At 30.3% G+C, this 16694-nt stretch carries 19 protein-coding genes; 9 read left to right on the top strand and 10 right to left on the bottom strand.

Translation table 11 applies throughout. From position 1 onward, the window contains the following. Positions 1 to 60 precede the first annotated feature (60 nt). On the top strand, positions 61 to 1137 hold the full coding sequence (locus V7R38_RS05045) for an isoaspartyl peptidase/L-asparaginase family protein (protein WP_334056332.1): 1077 nt from the start codon (positions 61 to 63) through the stop codon (positions 1135 to 1137). On the opposite strand, the gene V7R38_RS05050 is transcribed toward V7R38_RS05045, so the two are convergent. Both V7R38_RS05050 and V7R38_RS05055 read right to left on the bottom strand, forming a co-directional pair. Further along, positions 1125 to 1469, bottom strand: a complete 345-nt coding sequence (locus tag V7R38_RS05050) for a hypothetical protein (RefSeq protein WP_015481410.1) — start codon at positions 1467 to 1469, stop codon at positions 1125 to 1127. The two genes, V7R38_RS05045 and V7R38_RS05050, sit on opposite strands and share 13 nt — an antisense overlap. Before the next feature lie 77 nt (positions 1470 to 1546). Then, the gene (locus V7R38_RS05055) at positions 1547 to 1942 is read right to left on the bottom strand and encodes a hypothetical protein (RefSeq protein WP_334056335.1); all 396 of its coding nucleotides are present in this window, start codon (positions 1940 to 1942) and stop codon (positions 1547 to 1549) included. 72 nt (positions 1943 to 2014) lie between these two features. Here V7R38_RS05055 and V7R38_RS05060 point away from each other — a divergent pair, with 72 nt between their 5' ends. The 3 genes from V7R38_RS05060 (at position 2015) to V7R38_RS05070 (ending at position 4018) form a co-directional block, all read left to right on the top strand. Beyond that, on the top strand, positions 2015 to 2989 hold the full coding sequence (locus V7R38_RS05060; protein ID WP_334056337.1) for a LuxE/PaaK family acyltransferase: 975 nt from the start codon (positions 2015 to 2017) through the stop codon (positions 2987 to 2989). 7 nt (positions 2990 to 2996) lie between these two features. Beyond that, positions 2997 to 3452 (top strand): large conductance mechanosensitive channel protein MscL, encoded by a 456-nt coding sequence (mscL, locus tag V7R38_RS05065; protein ID WP_334056339.1) that lies wholly within the window; start codon positions 2997 to 2999, stop codon positions 3450 to 3452. Between the two features lie 116 nt (positions 3453 to 3568). After that, positions 3569 to 4018: a YHS domain-containing (seleno)protein gene (locus V7R38_RS05070; RefSeq protein WP_334056341.1), complete on the top strand. Its 450-nt coding sequence runs from the start codon at positions 3569 to 3571 to the stop codon at positions 4016 to 4018. A gap of 62 nt (positions 4019 to 4080) precedes the next feature. Here the strand turns inward: V7R38_RS05070 and tyrS are convergent, their stop codons facing one another. Next, positions 4081 to 5373: a tyrosine--tRNA ligase gene (gene tyrS, locus V7R38_RS05075; RefSeq protein WP_334056343.1), complete on the bottom strand. Its 1293-nt coding sequence runs from the start codon at positions 5371 to 5373 to the stop codon at positions 4081 to 4083. 62 nt (positions 5374 to 5435) lie between these two features. On the opposite strand from tyrS, the gene V7R38_RS05080 reads away from it, so the two are divergent. Then, complete coding sequence (locus tag V7R38_RS05080) at positions 5436 to 6437, top strand: SDR family oxidoreductase (RefSeq protein ID WP_334056345.1); 1002 nt, start codon at positions 5436 to 5438, stop codon at positions 6435 to 6437. Here V7R38_RS05080 and V7R38_RS05085 read toward each other — a convergent pair. The 3 genes from V7R38_RS05085 to V7R38_RS05095 are packed head-to-tail and all read right to left on the bottom strand — an operon-like array spanning position 6427 to position 8957. Next, a complete protein-coding gene (locus tag V7R38_RS05085; protein ID WP_334056347.1) occupies positions 6427 to 6891 on the bottom strand; it encodes a DUF4296 domain-containing protein in 465 nt (154 codons plus the stop codon). The genes V7R38_RS05080 and V7R38_RS05085 overlap by 11 nt on opposite strands. 1 nt (position 6892) lies before the next feature. Continuing rightward, on the bottom strand, positions 6893 to 8230 hold the full coding sequence (locus V7R38_RS05090; RefSeq protein WP_334056349.1) for a dihydroorotase: 1338 nt from the start codon (positions 8228 to 8230) through the stop codon (positions 6893 to 6895). A gap of 7 nt (positions 8231 to 8237) precedes the next feature. After that, entirely contained in the window at positions 8238 to 8957 is a 720-nt protein-coding gene (locus V7R38_RS05095) for a polyprenol monophosphomannose synthase (RefSeq protein WP_015481401.1), read from the bottom strand. 82 nt (positions 8958 to 9039) lie between these two features. On the opposite strand from V7R38_RS05095, the gene V7R38_RS05100 reads away from it, so the two are divergent. Then, on the top strand, positions 9040 to 9681 hold the full coding sequence (locus tag V7R38_RS05100; RefSeq protein WP_334056351.1) for a DUF4271 domain-containing protein: 642 nt from the start codon (positions 9040 to 9042) through the stop codon (positions 9679 to 9681). Between the two features lie 18 nt (positions 9682 to 9699). After that, positions 9700 to 10446, top strand: coding sequence for a uroporphyrinogen-III synthase (locus V7R38_RS05105; protein WP_015481399.1), 747 nt, complete (start codon positions 9700 to 9702; stop codon positions 10444 to 10446). Positions 10447 to 10493: 47 nt separating this feature from the next. Here V7R38_RS05105 and radA read toward each other — a convergent pair whose 3' ends face one another. From radA to panC, 4 genes are all read right to left on the bottom strand, one after another. Further along, positions 10494 to 11855 (bottom strand): DNA repair protein RadA, encoded by a 1362-nt coding sequence (gene radA, locus V7R38_RS05110; protein ID WP_015481398.1) that lies wholly within the window; start codon positions 11853 to 11855, stop codon positions 10494 to 10496. A gap of 179 nt (positions 11856 to 12034) precedes the next feature. Continuing rightward, entirely contained in the window at positions 12035 to 12976 is a 942-nt protein-coding gene (locus V7R38_RS05115) for a lysylphosphatidylglycerol synthase transmembrane domain-containing protein (RefSeq protein WP_334056354.1), read from the bottom strand. Positions 12977 to 12981: 5 nt separating this feature from the next. Then, positions 12982 to 13332 carry an aspartate 1-decarboxylase gene (panD, locus tag V7R38_RS05120; protein WP_015481396.1) on the bottom strand — a complete coding sequence of 117 codons (351 nt, stop codon included), beginning with the start codon at positions 13330 to 13332 and terminating at the stop codon, positions 12982 to 12984. Positions 13333 to 13356: 24 nt separating this feature from the next. Further along, the gene (panC, locus tag V7R38_RS05125) at positions 13357 to 14208 is read right to left on the bottom strand and encodes a pantoate--beta-alanine ligase (protein WP_334056357.1); all 852 of its coding nucleotides are present in this window, start codon (positions 14206 to 14208) and stop codon (positions 13357 to 13359) included. Between the two features lie 97 nt (positions 14209 to 14305). Here panC and V7R38_RS05130 point away from each other — a divergent pair, with 97 nt between their 5' ends. Next, complete coding sequence (locus tag V7R38_RS05130) at positions 14306 to 15118, top strand: glycogen/starch synthase (protein ID WP_334056359.1); 813 nt, start codon at positions 14306 to 14308, stop codon at positions 15116 to 15118. Between the two features lie 8 nt (positions 15119 to 15126). After that, on the top strand, positions 15127 to 16689 hold the full coding sequence (locus V7R38_RS05135; protein ID WP_334056361.1) for a DUF4270 domain-containing protein: 1563 nt from the start codon (positions 15127 to 15129) through the stop codon (positions 16687 to 16689). Positions 16690 to 16694 lie beyond the last annotated feature (5 nt).

Genomic DNA, 16694 nt, shown 5'->3' on the forward strand with positions numbered 1-16694 from the left:
AAAAGATACATATAAAAAATTAACAAAAACAATGTTATTTGTTTAAAATATAACAATTAAATGAAAAAATTTACGATTCCATTTGCTTTAATAGTGCTATTGATTGGTTGTAATACATCAACCCAAAATTCAGAAAAGGATGTCGTATCTACTATTGATGCTACTTCTCAAGAAAAAATCAATGATTTTGCTATCATTATTCATGGAGGAGCAGGAACGATTTTAAAGAAAAATATGTCTGATGAAAAAGAGGCTGAATACAAAGCAAAACTAGAAGAAGCAATAAAGGTTGGGCATACTATTCTTAAAAATGGAGGAACTAGTCAAGAAGCTGTTATGAGAACCATACAAGTAATGGAAGAATCTCCTCTATTTAATGCTGGTAAAGGTGCTGTTTTTACAAATTCTGGCACAAATGAATTGGACGCTTCTTTTATGGATGGTAATACTCTAAATGCAGGAGCTGTTGCTGGAGTTACAGATGTTAAAAGTCCAATAGAATTGGCTATAAAAGTAATGACAGATTCAGATCATGTTATGCTTTCAGGTAATGGTGCAAGTATATTTGCTAAAGAAAAAGGTTTAGAAATTGTAGATCCAAGCTATTTTTATACCGAAAGAAGATTTAAGTCTTTAGAAAGAATTAAGGAAAGAGAAAAGACAGAATTAGACCATGATGATAAAACTGCTGCTTTTTATGATGCTGATATAAAAAACGCAAAGTTTGGTACAGTTGGCTGTGTGGCTCTAGATAAAAACGGAAATATTGCTGCTGGTACTTCTACAGGTGGTATGACTAATAAAAGATGGGGTAGAATTGGTGATGCACCAATTATAGGTTCTGGTACGTATGCAAATAACGCAACCTGTGGAGTTTCTTCCACAGGTTGGGGTGAGTATTTTATTCGAAGCCAAGTTGCTTACGATATTTCTGCTCAAATGGAATATCAACAAAAAACCTTAAAACAAGCCACACAAGATGTTATTCAAAACAAACTCACTAAATTAGGAGGTACAGGTGGTGTTGTTGCTCTAGACAAAAATGGCTACATGTCATTTGAATTCAATACAGCTGGTATGTATAGAGCATCAATGAATGATAAAGGTGATTTGGTAATTAAAATCTATAAAGAATAGCTTAACCATTCTTCTGGTAAAGGATCTAGGTTAATATTTTTACGAATAGAATTTATCTTCTTTTTAATTCCGATTCTGGAAATTGAAGGTATAGATAATTTTACATTGTTACGTTTACCAATAACTTGTAAAACATCTCTAATATCTCTTTTTCCGCATAAAACTAAACTATTCATCATAGCATTAGATTCGTTTGCTAAATCGAAAAAATCTACGTAAAATTTTGGTTGATTATCCAAGTAAACTATCCATTGAGTTGGTTTTTTTCTTGGAATTTCTAAGACTTCTTTAACGCCACTTAACGTTCTGTAGGTAGAATATTCTAATTGCATTATATAGGGGATTTATGTTATTTCTTTGCAATAATATTAATTTTTCTTTAAATAAAAATTATTTTTTTGTGTTTTTATCAATTTACGGGCACTGTAATTTCCTCAAAAATTAGGTCGCCATTTGCATCTTTTCCTTTGTAAAATTTAAAAATATAATCTTCTTCTTGTAAAACATGAATTGGCAATTTTATTTCTTTTTCTATAGTTGCCTGATTATACGTTTTTTCCACATCTTTTATAACGTTAATTCCTACAATTCTAGAATTTCTATCATATTCATAATAGACATTATTGAATGAAAAACAAGCATTAGGTAAAGTGTATTTTAGTACAATTGTGTCTGAAGTTTTGTAGGTAAAACTTACAGGGGTTTTTGCTTCATCTATAGGTAAAGTGCTAAATTCAAAAAGAGGAGCCTCTTCACTACAGCTTAAAACGAACAAACTCAAAATTATTAGGGCAAACTTTTTCATAGGTTTTACTTTTAAGTTTCTTTATAAAATAACATCAAATTTTACTTTAAGTGCTATTTTTGTTTTCAGAAAATGAAAAACGAGCTCTTAAATATAAAAACTGAACAGCAATTTACAAAAAAAGCTTTAAATGTTTTTAAACATCAATTTAAAAACAATAAGGTATATCGATCTTTTTGCGATCTGTTATATGTTCATCCTTCAGATATTACTAAAATTGAAGATATTCCTTTTTTGCCCATTCAGTTTTTTAAATCTAGAAAAGTACTATCTTCTTTAGAAGAAATTGATGAAGTTTTTACGAGCTCTGGAACTACAGGAAGTGTTACAAGTAAACATTATGTAACTGATGTTTCACTTTACGAAGAAAGTTATTTAAAAGGATTTGATCATTTTTATGGTGATATTAAAGAGTATGTGATTCTTGCGCTGCTACCCAATTATTTAGAGAGAAAAGGGTCTTCTTTAGTATATATGGTAAACGATTTAATTCAAAAAAGCGAAAATGTTCACAGTGGATTTTATCTTAATAATCTAGATGATTTAGCTCAAAAGTTGGTAAATTTAGATAAAGAAGGTCAGAAGATTTTACTAATTGGGGTTTCTTTTGCGCTTTTAGATTTGGTTGAAAAACACAATTTTAATCTAAAAAACACCATTGTTATGGAAACTGGTGGAATGAAAGGTAGAAGAAAAGAGTTGATTAGAAATGAATTACATATGCTTTTACAAAATGGCTTTAATGTAAATGAAATTCATTCTGAATATGGAATGACAGAATTGCTAAGCCAAGGATATTCTAAAGGGAATGGAATTTTTGAAACACCACCTTGGATGAAAATTCTAACAAGAGATACAGAAGATGCACTAACCGTTTTAGAAAAAGGCAAAACAGGTGGAATAAACGTAATTGATTTGGCAAATTATAATTCATGTTCATTTATAGCCACTCAAGACTTAGGAAAAGTTCATGAAAACAATACTTTTGAAATTATTGGAAGATTTGATAATTCTGATATTAGAGGTTGTAATTTAATGGTATTATAAAACAAATATGAAATTTAAGCTATTACAAGATTTTAAAGACTTTGCTGTAAAAGGTAATATGATTGATATTGCCATTGGTGTAATTATTGGTACTGCTTTTAATAAAGTGGTTAATGTTTTGGTTAAAGAAGTTTTAATGCCACCATTAACTTACATGACAGATGGTGTAAATTGGGAAAATAGAAAATACGTTATTAGAGAAGCAATTGTTGCAGAAGGTAAACCTAAATATGAAGAAGTAGCCATTGGTTATGGAAAATTAATTGAAGCAGGCGTAGATTTTTTAGTGATTTCTTTTACTGTTTTTTTAGTAGTTAGAGTAATGAACTCAATGAAAAAGAAAGCTGAAGACCCTAAAAATAAAACAGTAACAACTCCTAAAAATATCGAATTAATGAATAAAACTAACGAGCTTTTAGAGAAGCAAAATGAGTATTTACAAAAGGCTCTAGAACGTAAATAAAAGTTAGTTTTATCTAAATATCTTAGCACTTTTCTTTTCAGGATTTTTTTTTGCAATTTTTTAATAGAAGTTGTAATGCAGCCTACTTTTTATCGACTATTCTTAAGATGAATTCGATGAAACAGTTTATTGTAATAGTATGCTTAACATTTTCATCTGTTATTTTCGCTCAAAGTATAGATTATAATACTAAAAAAGGCTATGTAGCAGAGGGTTTTGATGTTGTTGCTTATTTCAAAGAAAGCAAGGCTATAGAAGGTAATAAAGAATTTTCTATTACGTATGATACTGTTAATTTTAAATTTTCGAACAAAGAAAATTTAGCTTTATTTAAATCGGATCCAGAAAAATATATTCCAGAATATGGAGGGTATTGTGCGTATGCAATAGCTGTTAAAGGAAAAAAAGTAAGTGTAAACCCTAAAACTTTTGAGATTAGAGAAGGCAAATTATACTTATTCTATAATAAAGGTAAAACCAATACGCTACAACTTTGGTTAAAGGAAGGTGCAGAGGAATTGCGTGAAAACGCAGATGTAAATTGGCAAAAATTCATCAACAATTAATGTTGATTCTATATATCTTGTGTATTAAAAGAGCTAAAACTAGTTTTAGCTCTTTTTTTTATTTATGCTACAATTAGTAAGTAATATGTTTTTTTACCTCTTTGTAGAAGCACGTATTTCTTATCGATTAAATCATCTTTTGAAATCACAAAGTCTTCTTTAACCTTTTCTTTGTTTACAGATATTGCATTTTCTTTTAATGCTCTTCTTGCTTCACCATTAGATTTTAAGAAGTTAGTTTCTGCAGCCAATGCAGCTATCATGTCTAAACCATTTTCTACCAAAGAAGCAGCTACTGTTGCCTGAGGTACACCATCAAAAATATCTAGTAAGGTTTTTTCATCTAAAGATTTCAGGTCAGATGCTGTAGATTTACCAAACAAAATATTAGAAGCTTTTATAGCTTTTTCATATTCATCTTTTCCATGCACAAGTACTGTAACTTCTTCTCCTAAACGTTTTTGTAGAATTCTTGTATGAGGTGCTTCTTTATGCTCTGCAACTAAAGCATCTATAGTTTCTTTGTCTAAGAACGTAAATATTTTAATATACTTTTCAGCATCTTCATCAGAAGTATTTAACCAATATTGATAAAATTTGTAAGGTGATGTTCTATTTGCATCTAACCAAACATTACCACCTTCAGATTTTCCAAACTTAGATCCATCAGATTTAGTAATTAATGGGCATGTTATGGCATAACCTTTTCCATTACCAATTCTACGAATAAGTTCAGTACCAGTAGTTATATTTCCCCATTGATCTGATCCTCCCATTTGAATAGTAGTGCTATTCTCTCTAAACAAATGTAAAAAGTCATAACCTTGTACCATTTGATAAGTAAACTCTGTAAAAGACATACCATCTTTAGATTCAGAGCTAATTCTGTTTTTCACAGAATCTTTGGCCATCATATAATTTACAGTAATATGTTTACCAATATCTCTAATGAACTCTAAGAAAGAAATGTCTTTCATCCAATCGTAGTTATTTACTAAAATGGCTGCATTTTTTTCATCAGATGTAAAATCTAAAAAATGACCCAATTGAGCTTTAACACATTCTTGATTGTGTCTTAAAGTTGTTTCATCTAGCAAGTTACGCTCTGCAGATTTTCCTGAAGGATCACCAATCATACCTGTTGCACCACCTACTAAAGCAATTGGCCTATGACCACACCTTTGGTAGTGAGCTAATAACATTATAGGTACTAAATTTCCAATATGTAAAGAATCTGCTGTTGGATCAAAACCCACATATGCACTTCGCATTTCTTCTAACAAATGTTCTTCAGTTCCTGGCATGCTATCATGTAACATTCCTCTCCATTGTAACTCTTCAATAAAATTCTTCATTGTAATCAATTTATCAGTTGGCAAATATAACTTTATCAACCAAAATATGCTAAATTCGTAGTATGATTTTAGTTACTGGAGGCACAGGTTTAGTTGGTTCGCATTTGTTGTATCATTTAAGTGTAAAGAATGATAAAATAAGGGCAATCTATAGAACAGAAGCTTCTCTAAAAAAAGTAAAGCAAGTCTTTTCTTATTACACTTCAGATGTAAAACTTTTCTCTAAAATTAAATGGTTTAAAGCAGATATTACAGATGTACCTTCTATGAAACCCGCGTTTGCCAATGTTACCCATGTTTTTCATTGTGCAGCTCTAATTTCTTTTAATTCTAAAGATTATAGAGAAATGCGAAAAGTTAATATTCATGGAACAGCAATTCTTGTAAATTTAGCCATAGATGCTAAGGTTAATAAGTTTTGTTTTGTAAGTTCTATTGCTGCTGTAGGTGATGCTTTAAACGATAATTTGGTAGATGAAGATTGTGAATGGAACAAAGAGCAAGATAATAGTGGTTACTCTATTACCAAATTTGGGGCAGAAATGGAAGTTTGGAGAGCCAGCCAAGAAGGTGTAGATGTAATTATTGTAAATCCTGGAGTAATTTTAGGGAGTGGCTTTTGGAAATCTGGATCAGGAAAATTATTTACACAAGTTTTTAATGGCTTTAAGTATTACACAGAAGGCATAACTGGTTTTGTTGCTGTGCAAGATGTTGTAAAACCAATGATTCAGCTTATGGAGTCTTCTTTAAAAAATGAACGCTTTATTTTAGTGGCTGAGAACAAATCTTTCAAAGAAATTTTTTATAAAATTGCTGATGCTTTTGATAAAAAGAGACCTTACAAATTGGTAAAAACCTGGCAAACAGAACTTGCTTGGCGAATATCTTGGTTTGTATCTAAAATAAATGGTGTTGCACCTTTGTTAACTAAGTATTCAGCTAGAAGTGCACACAATGTAACTAAATATTCTTCTCAAAAAGTAATTGATGCCATAGATTACAAGTTCGAAAGTATAGATGCAACTATAGAACGAACTTGTGAGAATTATATTAAGGAGTAGTTTTTATCTTAACTTTAATAGAATCAGTTAGTTTTAATTTTTTAGCAATACTATCTAATTCTCTTTTTTTAAGATTATTTTTTTCGATAGAATCTTGCCTTAAAGAATCTTTTGTAGATTTAATTTTATCATAATAGTCTTTCTGCTTTTTTAAGCTATTCTTTGCATCTTCAAAAATTAATTTATACTCATCTATTTTAGACATGTAATATAAATTAGAGGATTGAAAACGAACACTATCAATCTTAAATTTATCGTAAACTAAAGGCATATAATTTATATTCCTTTCCATATTTTTATTCTTAATATAAGTTGCAGAAGATGCCAACATCATTTCTTGTACCAAAAGACTCATAGTGTCTTTTGGTATAAGATCTTTTGGCTTTTCAAAAATTGTATTACTAGTACAAGAACTTAATATTAGAAAGGCTAATAGGTAGCTTAGTTTTTTCATATTATCTATTAAAAGTAATTCGTTTTCCTTTTACTTCTTCATTAAAAACGCCTTCATTATACATTAAGTTTCCATTTACAAAAGTATGGGTAATTGTAGATGAAAAAGTGGTACCCTCAAAAGGAGACCAACCACATTTATACAATATATTATCTTTAGAAACAGTTTGTAATTTGTTGGTGTCAATTAAAACTAAATCTGCAAAATAACCCTCTTTTATAAAGCCTCTCTTTTCAATTTGAAATAGTTTTGCAGGATTATGGCTCATCTTTTCAACCGCCTTTTCAATAGGAATTACACCTTCTTTTACTTTTTCTAAAATAGCTGTTACTGCATGCTGCACCAATGGGCCTCCACTTGGAGCTTTGGTATACACATTATCTTTTTCTTCTATCGTATGAGGTGCATGATCTGTAGCCAAAACATCTATTCTGTCATCTAAAAGTGCTTTCCACAACCCTTGCCTATCTTTTTCTGTTTTTACTGCTGGGTTCCATTTAATGTGAGTACCTTTTTCTGCATAGTCTTTGTCTGAAAACCATAAATGGTGAATACAAACTTCTGCAGTAATTTGTTTTTCTTCTAAAGGAATATCGTTTCTAAAAAGATGTGTTTCCTTTTCTGTAGATAGGTGAAAAATATGCAAACGAGCTCCTGTTTTTTTAGCCAATTCAATAGCTTTAGAGGAAGATAAATAACAAGCTTCTTCACTTCGAATTATTGGGTGATATTTTATAGGAATATCATCTCCAAACTTCTCTTTATAAGCAGCTGTATTTTTTCTAATGGTTGCTTCATCTTCACAATGTACAGAGATAATCATCTTAGTTGATGAAAATATTTTTTCTAAAACAGCCTCATCATCTACTAACATATTTCCTGTAGATGAACCTAAGAATAACTTAATTCCTGCTACTTTTTTAGGATCTGTTTTTAACAACTCTTCTAAATTGTCATTTGTTCCACCAAACATAAAAGAATAGTTTGCATAAGAGTCTTTTGAAGCAATTTTAAATTTATCCTCAAGTAATTCTTGAGTGGTTGCTTGTGGCACTGTATTTGGCATTTCTATAAAAGTAGTAATTCCGCCAGCAACTGCTGCCTTACTTTCTGTAGCAATGTTTGCTTTATGAGTTAAACCAGGTTCTCTAAAGTGTACTTGATCATCTATAAAACCAGGAATTAAAGTTTTACCATTTGCTTCTATAACTTCTGCATCTTCAGGTGCAGAAATGTCTTTAGCAATTTGTTTAATAATTTCATTTTCAATTAAAACATCACCCATAAAAGTGTTGTTCTCATTTACAATGTTTGCGTTTTTAATTAAATAAGTGCTCATTTTTATTTTATTTTGGTAATCCTTTTAACTTCATTTTTATCACTCCAAATAGTGCTTCTGATATTATATTACTACTCATTTTAGAAGCACCTAAAGTTCTGTCTGTAAAAATAACAGAGACTTCTTTTATATTAAAATTATGTTTCCAGGCTTTAAATTTCATTTCTATTTGAAAAGCATAACCTACAAACTTTATTTTATCTAACTGAATGGTTTCTAAAACGTTTCTTTTCCAACAAACAAACCCAGCTGTTGTATCAAAAACAGGAATTCTAGTAATTAACCTTACATATTTTGATGCAAAGTAAGATAGTAGCACTCTTTTCATAGGCCAGTTTACAACATTTACACCTTTAGAGTATCTTGAACCTACAGAAACATCTGCACCTTCAATTTTACAAGCATTGTATAAACGAATTAAGTCTTTTGGATTGTGAGAAAAATCGGCATCCATTTCTATAATATAGTCATAACCTTTTTGAAGGGCCCATTTAAAACCATGAATATAAGCTTTACCTAAGCCGTTTTTTTTGTATCGGGTTTCTATAAACAATCGATCTGGAAAATCTTTAATTAATTGATGAACTATTTCTGAAGTTCCATCAGGAGAATTATCATCTACTATTAAAATATGAAAGGCTTTTTGTTGGCTAAAAGTAGCTCTAATAATGGCTTCGATATTTTCTTTTTCGTTATAAGTAGGTATAATTACTAAAGCATCTGACATAAATAAATTTTCATGTAGTAAGAGAGCAAATATACACTATTTAATTACTAATTTTGTGCTAATCATCTTAAATGAAAGTTAATTGCAAGCAATAGATAAAATAACATATTCAAACAATTGGATTACAATTATCTTTATTCTATTGTTGGTTTGTATTGTGTTTTTGAAACTATTAAATGCTAAAAAATTGAATGAGAGCTTTTTTGCATTATTCAATTTTAGTTTTATTGAAGATGAATCTTCTGAACCCAACAATTTACTAAGTCCTTTTGAAAGTGTTTTATTTTTATTTTCAGTAAGTACAATTTCGTTGCTGGTATACTTTTTTAAAATTTACAATCAGCCAGAAACTACACAAAGTTTTACTACTTTCTTTACGCTCTTTTTGGTTGTTTTTTGTTTCTTCTTTCTAAAAAAGCTTTTAGAATTTGCGTTAACTAGGCTTTTTTTAATAAAAAACCAGATTAGTATTTTTCTTATTACAAAGGCCAATTATCTCTATGCAATTTCATTTATATTATATATTCTTCTTATTCTTTATGAATATGCTAATGTAAAGAGCGTATATCTTTTTTATTTTTCTGCATTTCTATTTTTACTAAGGTTTGTGTTTTTTATATTCAGAAATAAAAAGCTGATATTTAACAAGTTGTTTTATTTTATTTTGTACATTTGCGCCTTCGAAATAGCACCGCTATTTGTACTGTTTAATTTGATGTTTTAAAACCAAAATTGAAATCGAATGAAAGTGAAAACTATATTGGTTTCTCAGCCAGCCCCAAAGACAGAAACATCACCTTATTTTGATTTGTCTGATAAGCAAAAGGTGAAAATAGATTTCAGGTCTTTTATACATGTAGAAGGAATCTCTGTAAAAGAAGTTAGAGCTCAAAAAATAGACTTAAGTAAATTTACTGCAATAATCTTAACTAGTAGAAACGCTGTTGATCATTTTTTTAGAATAGCTGAGGAAATGCGCTTTAAAGTGCCAGATTCTATGAAATATTTTTGTCAGTCTGAAGCTGTGGCTTACTACTTACAGAAATATGTAGTGTACAGAAAACGTAAAATTTATGTTGGTGCCAGAACTTTTCCTGAATTAACAAAGCTTATTAAAAAGCACAAAACAGAAAAGTTTTTATTACCATCTTCAGATAAGTTAAAGCCTTTAATTCCTGCTGAATTAGATAAGCTAGGAATTGCTTGGACAAGAGTAGATCTTTACAGAACTGTAGTTAGTGATCTATCTGACTTAGAAGACGTATTTTACGACATTTTAGTATTCTTTAGCCCTTCAGGAATTGAGTCTCTTTTAAAGAATTTTCCTGATTTTAAACAAAATAACACAAGAATTGCTGCCTTTGGTAACTCTACAGTAAATGCAGTAACTACTGCAGGTTTTAAATGTGATATTGTTGCACCATCTAAAGAAACACCATCTATGACAATGGCTTTAGAAAAGTATATTAAAGAAGCAAATAAGAAATAATTTTTATCTAATATAAAGTTTAAACCAAGCAGAAATGCTTGGTTTTTTTATGCGAATAAAGTAGCAAACGCTTCTTCTATCTTACCCACTAAAATTAATCTAATTGAATGATTTTTAGAAGATATCTTATTGTATTTAGAAGCAACAAAGCTCTTATAACCTAATTTTTCTGCTTCTAAAATTCGTTGATCTATTTTAGAAACGGGTCTTATTTCTCCAGCCAAACCAACTTCTGCAGCAAAGCAAACATTTGGATTTATGGCTACATCTTGATTGCTAGATAAAATTGCAGCAACAACAGCCAAATCTATTGCAGGATCATCTACGTTAATACCACCAGTAATATTTAAAAACACATCTTTTGCACCCAATTTAAAACCTGCTCTTTTTTCTAGTACAGCTAAAATCATATTTAACCTTTTTAAATTGTAGCCTGTTGTAGATCTTTGTGGAGTACCGTAAACTGCAGTAGAAACCAAAGCTTGAATTTCTATCATTAAAGGCCTTATGCCTTCTAAAGTAGATGCAATTGCTGTACCACTTAAATCTGCATCTTTTTTAGAAATTAAAATTTCTGACGGATTTGATATTTCTCTTAAACCATCAGATAACATTTCATAAATCCCTAATTCTGATGTAGAACCAAATCTATTTTTTTGGCTTCTTAATATTCTATAGGTATGATTTCTGTCGCCTTCAAATTGTAAAACAACATCAACCATGTGTTCTAAAATTTTTGGCCCTGCAATGTTTCCTTCTTTGTTGATGTGGCCTATTAACAAAACTGGTGTTGCAGTTTCTTTGGCAAATTTTATAAGCTCTGCAGAGGTTTCTCTTATTTGAGATATACTTCCTGGAGAAGCTTCAATTGAATTTGTATGTAAAGTTTGTATAGAATCTATCACCAAAACCTCTGGTTCTGTTTCCTCTATATTTTTAAATATTTGTTGTGTATTGGTTTCAGTTAATATTAAGCAATTGGAATTAACAGCTTCTAAACGTTCTGCTCTCATTTTAATTTGAGACTGACTTTCTTCTCCTGAAACATACAATACTTTCTGGCTGATATTTAGTGCAACTTGCAATAATAGGGTAGATTTTCCAATACCAGGTTCACCACCCAAAAGTGTTACAGAACCTTTAACTAAACCACCACCTAAAACAGTATCTAATTCGTTATTATTAGTTACTATTCTTTCTTCAGGATTTAGCTGAATGTCGGCTATTTTTAAAGGCTTATTTATGCTTTGTTTTGCAGTTGTAGATTGTTTCCAAACTCGTTTTTCTTCTTTTTGAATTACTTCTTCAACAATGGTGTTCCATTCTTTACAAGCACCACATTGACCTACCCATTTTGCATGTTGTGTTCCACAATTCTGACAGAAAAAAGTTGTTTTGGTTTTAGCCATTTATAGTTCGAATTTTAGAATAGTAAAGTTACAAAGTAAATTATAAATTTAATGAGTTTTGTGTTTGCAAAGCGTTAGCAAATAGTTGCGTTAGTGATTGAATGGCATGTTTGAGCTCTTTTTGTTTTTCACAAAAAAGCGAGTAATGAAAGCACGACCTTTAGGGAACGCTATAAAAATTATTTCTTATTTACAATTGGTAAAAGCACAAATGCTAAACCACCAAAGACGATAATCATGGCTGTTTGTGCTGTCCACATGATCCAACCAAAAGCGGTTGCAGGTTCTGTTGGAATATCAAATAGTGCTAAGGCACCTGCTACTGCAATTGGGTAGAGACCAATTCCGCCATTTGTGGCAGCTATCGAAAACCCACCAGCTATAAATGCGATTAAAATTCCGCCAAAAGGAACCTCTAGACCATCTATTGCAGGTATTGTGGCCCAAAACATGGCTACATACATTACCCAAATAAAAACAGTATGAAAGATAAAAGCCCACTTGTTTTTCATTTTAAAGATGCTTGTTGCACCTTCTATTAAGCCAGTTACAAAGGTTTTAATTTTTAATAAAAAACCAGATTTTGCTTTTTTTACAAAAGATGAAAAAATGTAAAAGGCAATAATTAAAATAGCTAAGCCAATTATTATTTTGGTGGGATTAAAATTTTCGGTTAATAGGTTGTAGATAAAATCGAACTGAACAAAAAGGGTTAATGCTACAATTAGCAACATCATAATAAGATCTGCAATTCGTTCTGCAACTATGGTTCCAAAGCCTTTTTCAAAGGGTACATTCTCATAGTTGGTTAACGCATATGCTCTAGAAACTTCGCCTGCTCTTGGTAGTGCTAAATTTACTAAATAACCTATTAATACTGCTAAAACACTATTGGTAAACTTTGGTTTGTAACCTAAAGGTTCTAACATAAACTTCCACCTATAAGCTCTAGATAAATGACTTAAAATACCAAAAAATAGGCCTAGAAAAATCCAACTATAATTGGCTTCTTTAAAATAGGCTAACAAAACATCGAACGATATTTTAGAGATGGAATACCAAACTAAAATACCTCCCAAAATGAGAGGTAATAGTAGTTTTAAAATTTTTTTGATATTCAAAATGCTTAGGTAAGTGTGTTGTCTTTTTCGTTTGGAAAAACTAATTGAGGCTTAAATTTTTTAGCTTCTTCTAGTTCCATAAAAGCGTAAACAATTAAAATTAAAACATCGCCAACTGCAACCAATCTAGATGCAGCACCATTAAGTGTAATTTCTCCACTTCCTCTTGGACCAGGAATTGCATAAGTTTCTAAACGATTACCATTGTTGTTATTTACAATTTGTACACGTTCACCTTCAATAATTCCTGCAGCATCCATTAAATCTTCATCAATGGTAATGCTTCCTATATAATTTAAATCTGCACCTGTAACTTTTACACGATGGATTTTAGATTTTACTACTTGTACTAACATGCTGCAAAAATAAGAATTTTTTAATTAGGATTGTTTTAATTTAATGTTGTCTATTAAACGTATATCGCCTGCAAATACTGCAATGAAAGCCCTATATTTTTTATCAGATTCTTTAGTAATTATGGTTTCTAATGTTTTTTCTTCAGCAATTGTAAAATATTCTAATTTTAAGAGAGAATGCTCTTTAAATTCTTTTTCTACCCAAGAAACTACTTTTTCTGCAGATTTAGTTTTAAATTTTTTACGAGCTTTTTTTAAGGTTTTGTATATAAATGGTGCTGCTTCTCTTAAACTAGAGCTTAATCTAACATTTCTAGAACTCATTGCTAAACCATCATCTTCTCTGTAAATTGGGCACCCCTTAATTTTTAATTTTAAGTTGTGCTTTTTAACCATTTTTTTAATGATTTGTAATTGTTGAAAATCTTTTTGACCAAAGTAAGCAACATCAGGATTTACAATCTCAAAAAGGGTTTTTACAATAGTACCAACTCCGTTAAAATGCCCATCTCTAAACTTACCTTCCATTTTAAATTCTAAGCCATCAAAATCAAAACTATCAGAAGAAATATTGTTGTTGTAAATTTCATTTACAGAAGGATAGAATAACACATCGCAATCAATACTTTCTAGCATTTTCTTGTCTTTATCCAATGTTTTAGGGTAATTTACAAGGTCTTCTTCTTTGTCAAATTGAGTTGGATTTACAAAAATACTAACTACAACAAGATCATTTTTTTTCTTAGCTTCTTCAATTAAAGATAAATGACCTTTATGCAATGCACCCATTGTTGGTACAAAACCGATGCTTTTATTTTCTATTTTTTTGCTAGAAAGGTGTGCTTTTAAAGGTTGTTTTTCAGTAAAAACTTTCATGGGTAATGGCTGTAAATTGTCTGCAAACTTACCATTTTAACACGATATTAGCATAAAAATTTGTATTTTTGCCCTTCTTATAAAAAGAGTTTGATTAATGAAGGACAAAAGAGTATTATTTGTTTCGTCTGAAGTTGTTCCATATTTACCAGAGACAGAACTTTCTTCTACAGCGTTTTTAGCTGCGAAAAATGCACATTCAAAAGGAGTACAAACCCGTATTTTTATGCCAAGATATGGTGTTATCAATGAAAGAAGACACCAACTTCATGAGGTAATTCGTTTATCTGGTATGAACTTGGTTGTTAATGATATAGATATGCCACTAATAATAAAAGTAGCCTCTATTCCTAAAGAAAGAATGCAAGTTTACTTTATTGATAACGAAGAGTATTTTAAAAGAAAAGCGGTTTATACAGATGAAGATGATAAGTTGTTTTCAGATAATGATGAAAGAGCAATTTTCTTTGCGAAAGGTGTTGTAGAAACTGTTAAGAAATTAAACTGGGCACCAGATATTATTCATGTGCATGGTTGGATGGCATCTTTGTTACCACTTTATTTAAGAGAATTTTATAAAGAAGAACCATTGTTTACCGAAAGTAAAATTGTTACTTCGCTTTATAATAATGGTTTTGAAGGCGATTTAAATGCAGACATGTCTAGCAAAATAACTTTCGATTTAAATGAGAGTGATAAAATATCGACTATACAAACACCAAATCATACTAATATTTTAAAGAGTGCTATTGAGAATTCTGATGCAATTATTCATGGAAGTGAAGACATACCTGAAGAATTAACAACTTTTATCGAAGAAAAAGAAAAGCCAGTTTTAGGATATCAAGTAGAGAATTTGAAAGAAGCTTATTTAAATTTTTATGCTGATTTATTGTCAGATAATCAATAATTTTTGAAGTGAAAAATATCGTAAAAAAGAGTGTTTATATAGTAGCTGCTATATATTTTTGTTTTGCAGTTGTTTCTTGTGAGTCTGACTTTACAGACATAGATACCAATGTAATTACCAATACAAAGTTTAATACAAACGAAATTACCCTAGATATTACTGCAAGTAATAGTCCTTTAGAGGTTTTACAAACAGATAATATTTCTAGACAAATTAATCAGTACTTATTAGGGGTTTATGCAAGTTCAGATTACGAAAAGATTGAGGCCTCTATTGTTTCTCAGTTAAATCTAGAAGCAAATTTACAGGTTGTAGATGATGCAGATATTTCAGACACAACTACAGTTTTAACCAAAATAGATACCGTTTTTCTTAAATTACCTTATCCTGTTGCTTTAGAAGATGTTTCTGATGCCACTAGCGATTTTGAATTTGATGGTATTGTAGGTAATCCTGCTACCCCATATACCTTAAACGTTTATAGGTCAAATACTTTTTTAAATAATTTTAATCCTTCAGATCCTACAAAGTTAAATAGTTACAATTCAAAAGACGACTTTGAAAAAGTAGGTAGCCCTTTAAATGTGCAAACAGATTATCCTTTATCACCAAGTTTAAATGATACCATGTTTGTTGTAAAAAGAAGAATGATTGATAATACAGTTGTTGGAATGGATACTATAAAAATATTCAGTTCTGCAGCTAGTACTAACCCAATACCTTTTGCTAGAATTCCTTTAGATGAAGATTTAATTGAGCAATTATTTTTAGATAAATATGAAGATGCAGAGTTTAGCTCACAAGATGCTTTCAATGATTATTTTAGAGGAGTTATTTTAGAAGCTACAGGCACAGATGGTTCCTTAATTACGTATAATTTCGATACTGCTATTACAGATTTGAGTCCTTCAATTGAAGTTTACTACACAAACACTGTTTACACAGCAGGAACTACTGATACTATTAAAACTGTTCGAAAAAACAATACATTCTTATTGTCAGGTTATAGAGTAAATACTTTTGACATGCAAGATAGAACGTATCCAGACAACAATGAGATAAAAATTCAAGGTGCTGCTGGTAGTGAAGGAGAAGTAACTTTATTTGATGAAACTGTTTTAAGCACATTAAGAAGCAATAATTGGTTAATTAACGATGCTTCTTTAACTTTTTATATCAATCAATCTGCAGATACAGCTTCTGTACCTGAAAGATTGTATTTATACAAGACTGATGGAGATGCAACTAGCCCAGTATTTAGCCAAATTGAAGATGCAGTATCAGAGGCTGCATTTGGTGGAATTGATGGTAATTTAGTGCGTGATTCAGATGGAAAAGTAGAAAAGTATACGTTTAAAATTACAGATTACCTTTCAGATTTAGTTATAGGTCTTACAGATTATAATCCAACGTTAAAAATAAAAGCATTTAATACGTCAGATATTCCAACAACAGATACTATCTTTAGAAACTTTAGTTGGAACCCTAGAGCTGTAACTTTATTAAATAACGATCCTGTTAATGGTGATAAAAAAGCAGTTCTAAAAATATCTTACTCAGAAAAAAAATAAATTAA

Origin of the sequence: Polaribacter sp. P097 (genome assembly GCF_036864555.1) — a bacterium.
In the GTDB taxonomy this organism is placed as follows: domain Bacteria; phylum Bacteroidota; class Bacteroidia; order Flavobacteriales; family Flavobacteriaceae; genus Polaribacter.

Bases quoted from the DNA above. Each gene is read 5' to 3' on its own strand.
- V7R38_RS05045 (WP_334056332.1), top strand. From the start codon at position 61: ATGAAAAAATTTACGATTCCATTTGCTTTAATAGTGCTATTGATTGGT.
- V7R38_RS05050 (WP_015481410.1), bottom strand. From the start codon at position 1,469: ATGCAATTAGAATATTCTACCTACAGAACGTTAAGTGGCGTTAAAGAA.
- V7R38_RS05055 (WP_334056335.1), bottom strand. From the start codon at position 1,942: ATGAAAAAGTTTGCCCTAATAATTTTGAGTTTGTTCGTTTTAAGCTGT.
- V7R38_RS05060 (WP_334056337.1), top strand. From the start codon at position 2,015: ATGAAAAACGAGCTCTTAAATATAAAAACTGAACAGCAATTTACAAAA.
- mscL (WP_334056339.1), top strand. From the start codon at position 2,997: ATGAAATTTAAGCTATTACAAGATTTTAAAGACTTTGCTGTAAAAGGT.
- V7R38_RS05070 (WP_334056341.1), top strand. From the start codon at position 3,569: ATGAAACAGTTTATTGTAATAGTATGCTTAACATTTTCATCTGTTATT.
- tyrS (WP_334056343.1), bottom strand. From the start codon at position 5,373: ATGAAGAATTTTATTGAAGAGTTACAATGGAGAGGAATGTTACATGAT.
- V7R38_RS05080 (WP_334056345.1), top strand. From the start codon at position 5,436: ATGATTTTAGTTACTGGAGGCACAGGTTTAGTTGGTTCGCATTTGTTG.
- V7R38_RS05085 (WP_334056347.1), bottom strand. From the start codon at position 6,891: ATGAAAAAACTAAGCTACCTATTAGCCTTTCTAATATTAAGTTCTTGT.
- V7R38_RS05090 (WP_334056349.1), bottom strand. From the start codon at position 8,230: ATGAGCACTTATTTAATTAAAAACGCAAACATTGTAAATGAGAACAAC.
- V7R38_RS05095 (WP_015481401.1), bottom strand. From the start codon at position 8,957: ATGTCAGATGCTTTAGTAATTATACCTACTTATAACGAAAAAGAAAAT.
- V7R38_RS05105 (WP_015481399.1), top strand. From the start codon at position 9,700: ATGAAAGTGAAAACTATATTGGTTTCTCAGCCAGCCCCAAAGACAGAA.
- radA (WP_015481398.1), bottom strand. From the start codon at position 11,855: ATGGCTAAAACCAAAACAACTTTTTTCTGTCAGAATTGTGGAACACAA.
- panD (WP_015481396.1), bottom strand. From the start codon at position 13,332: ATGTTAGTACAAGTAGTAAAATCTAAAATCCATCGTGTAAAAGTTACA.
- panC (WP_334056357.1), bottom strand. From the start codon at position 14,208: ATGAAAGTTTTTACTGAAAAACAACCTTTAAAAGCACACCTTTCTAGC.
- V7R38_RS05130 (WP_334056359.1), top strand. From the start codon at position 14,306: ATGAAGGACAAAAGAGTATTATTTGTTTCGTCTGAAGTTGTTCCATAT.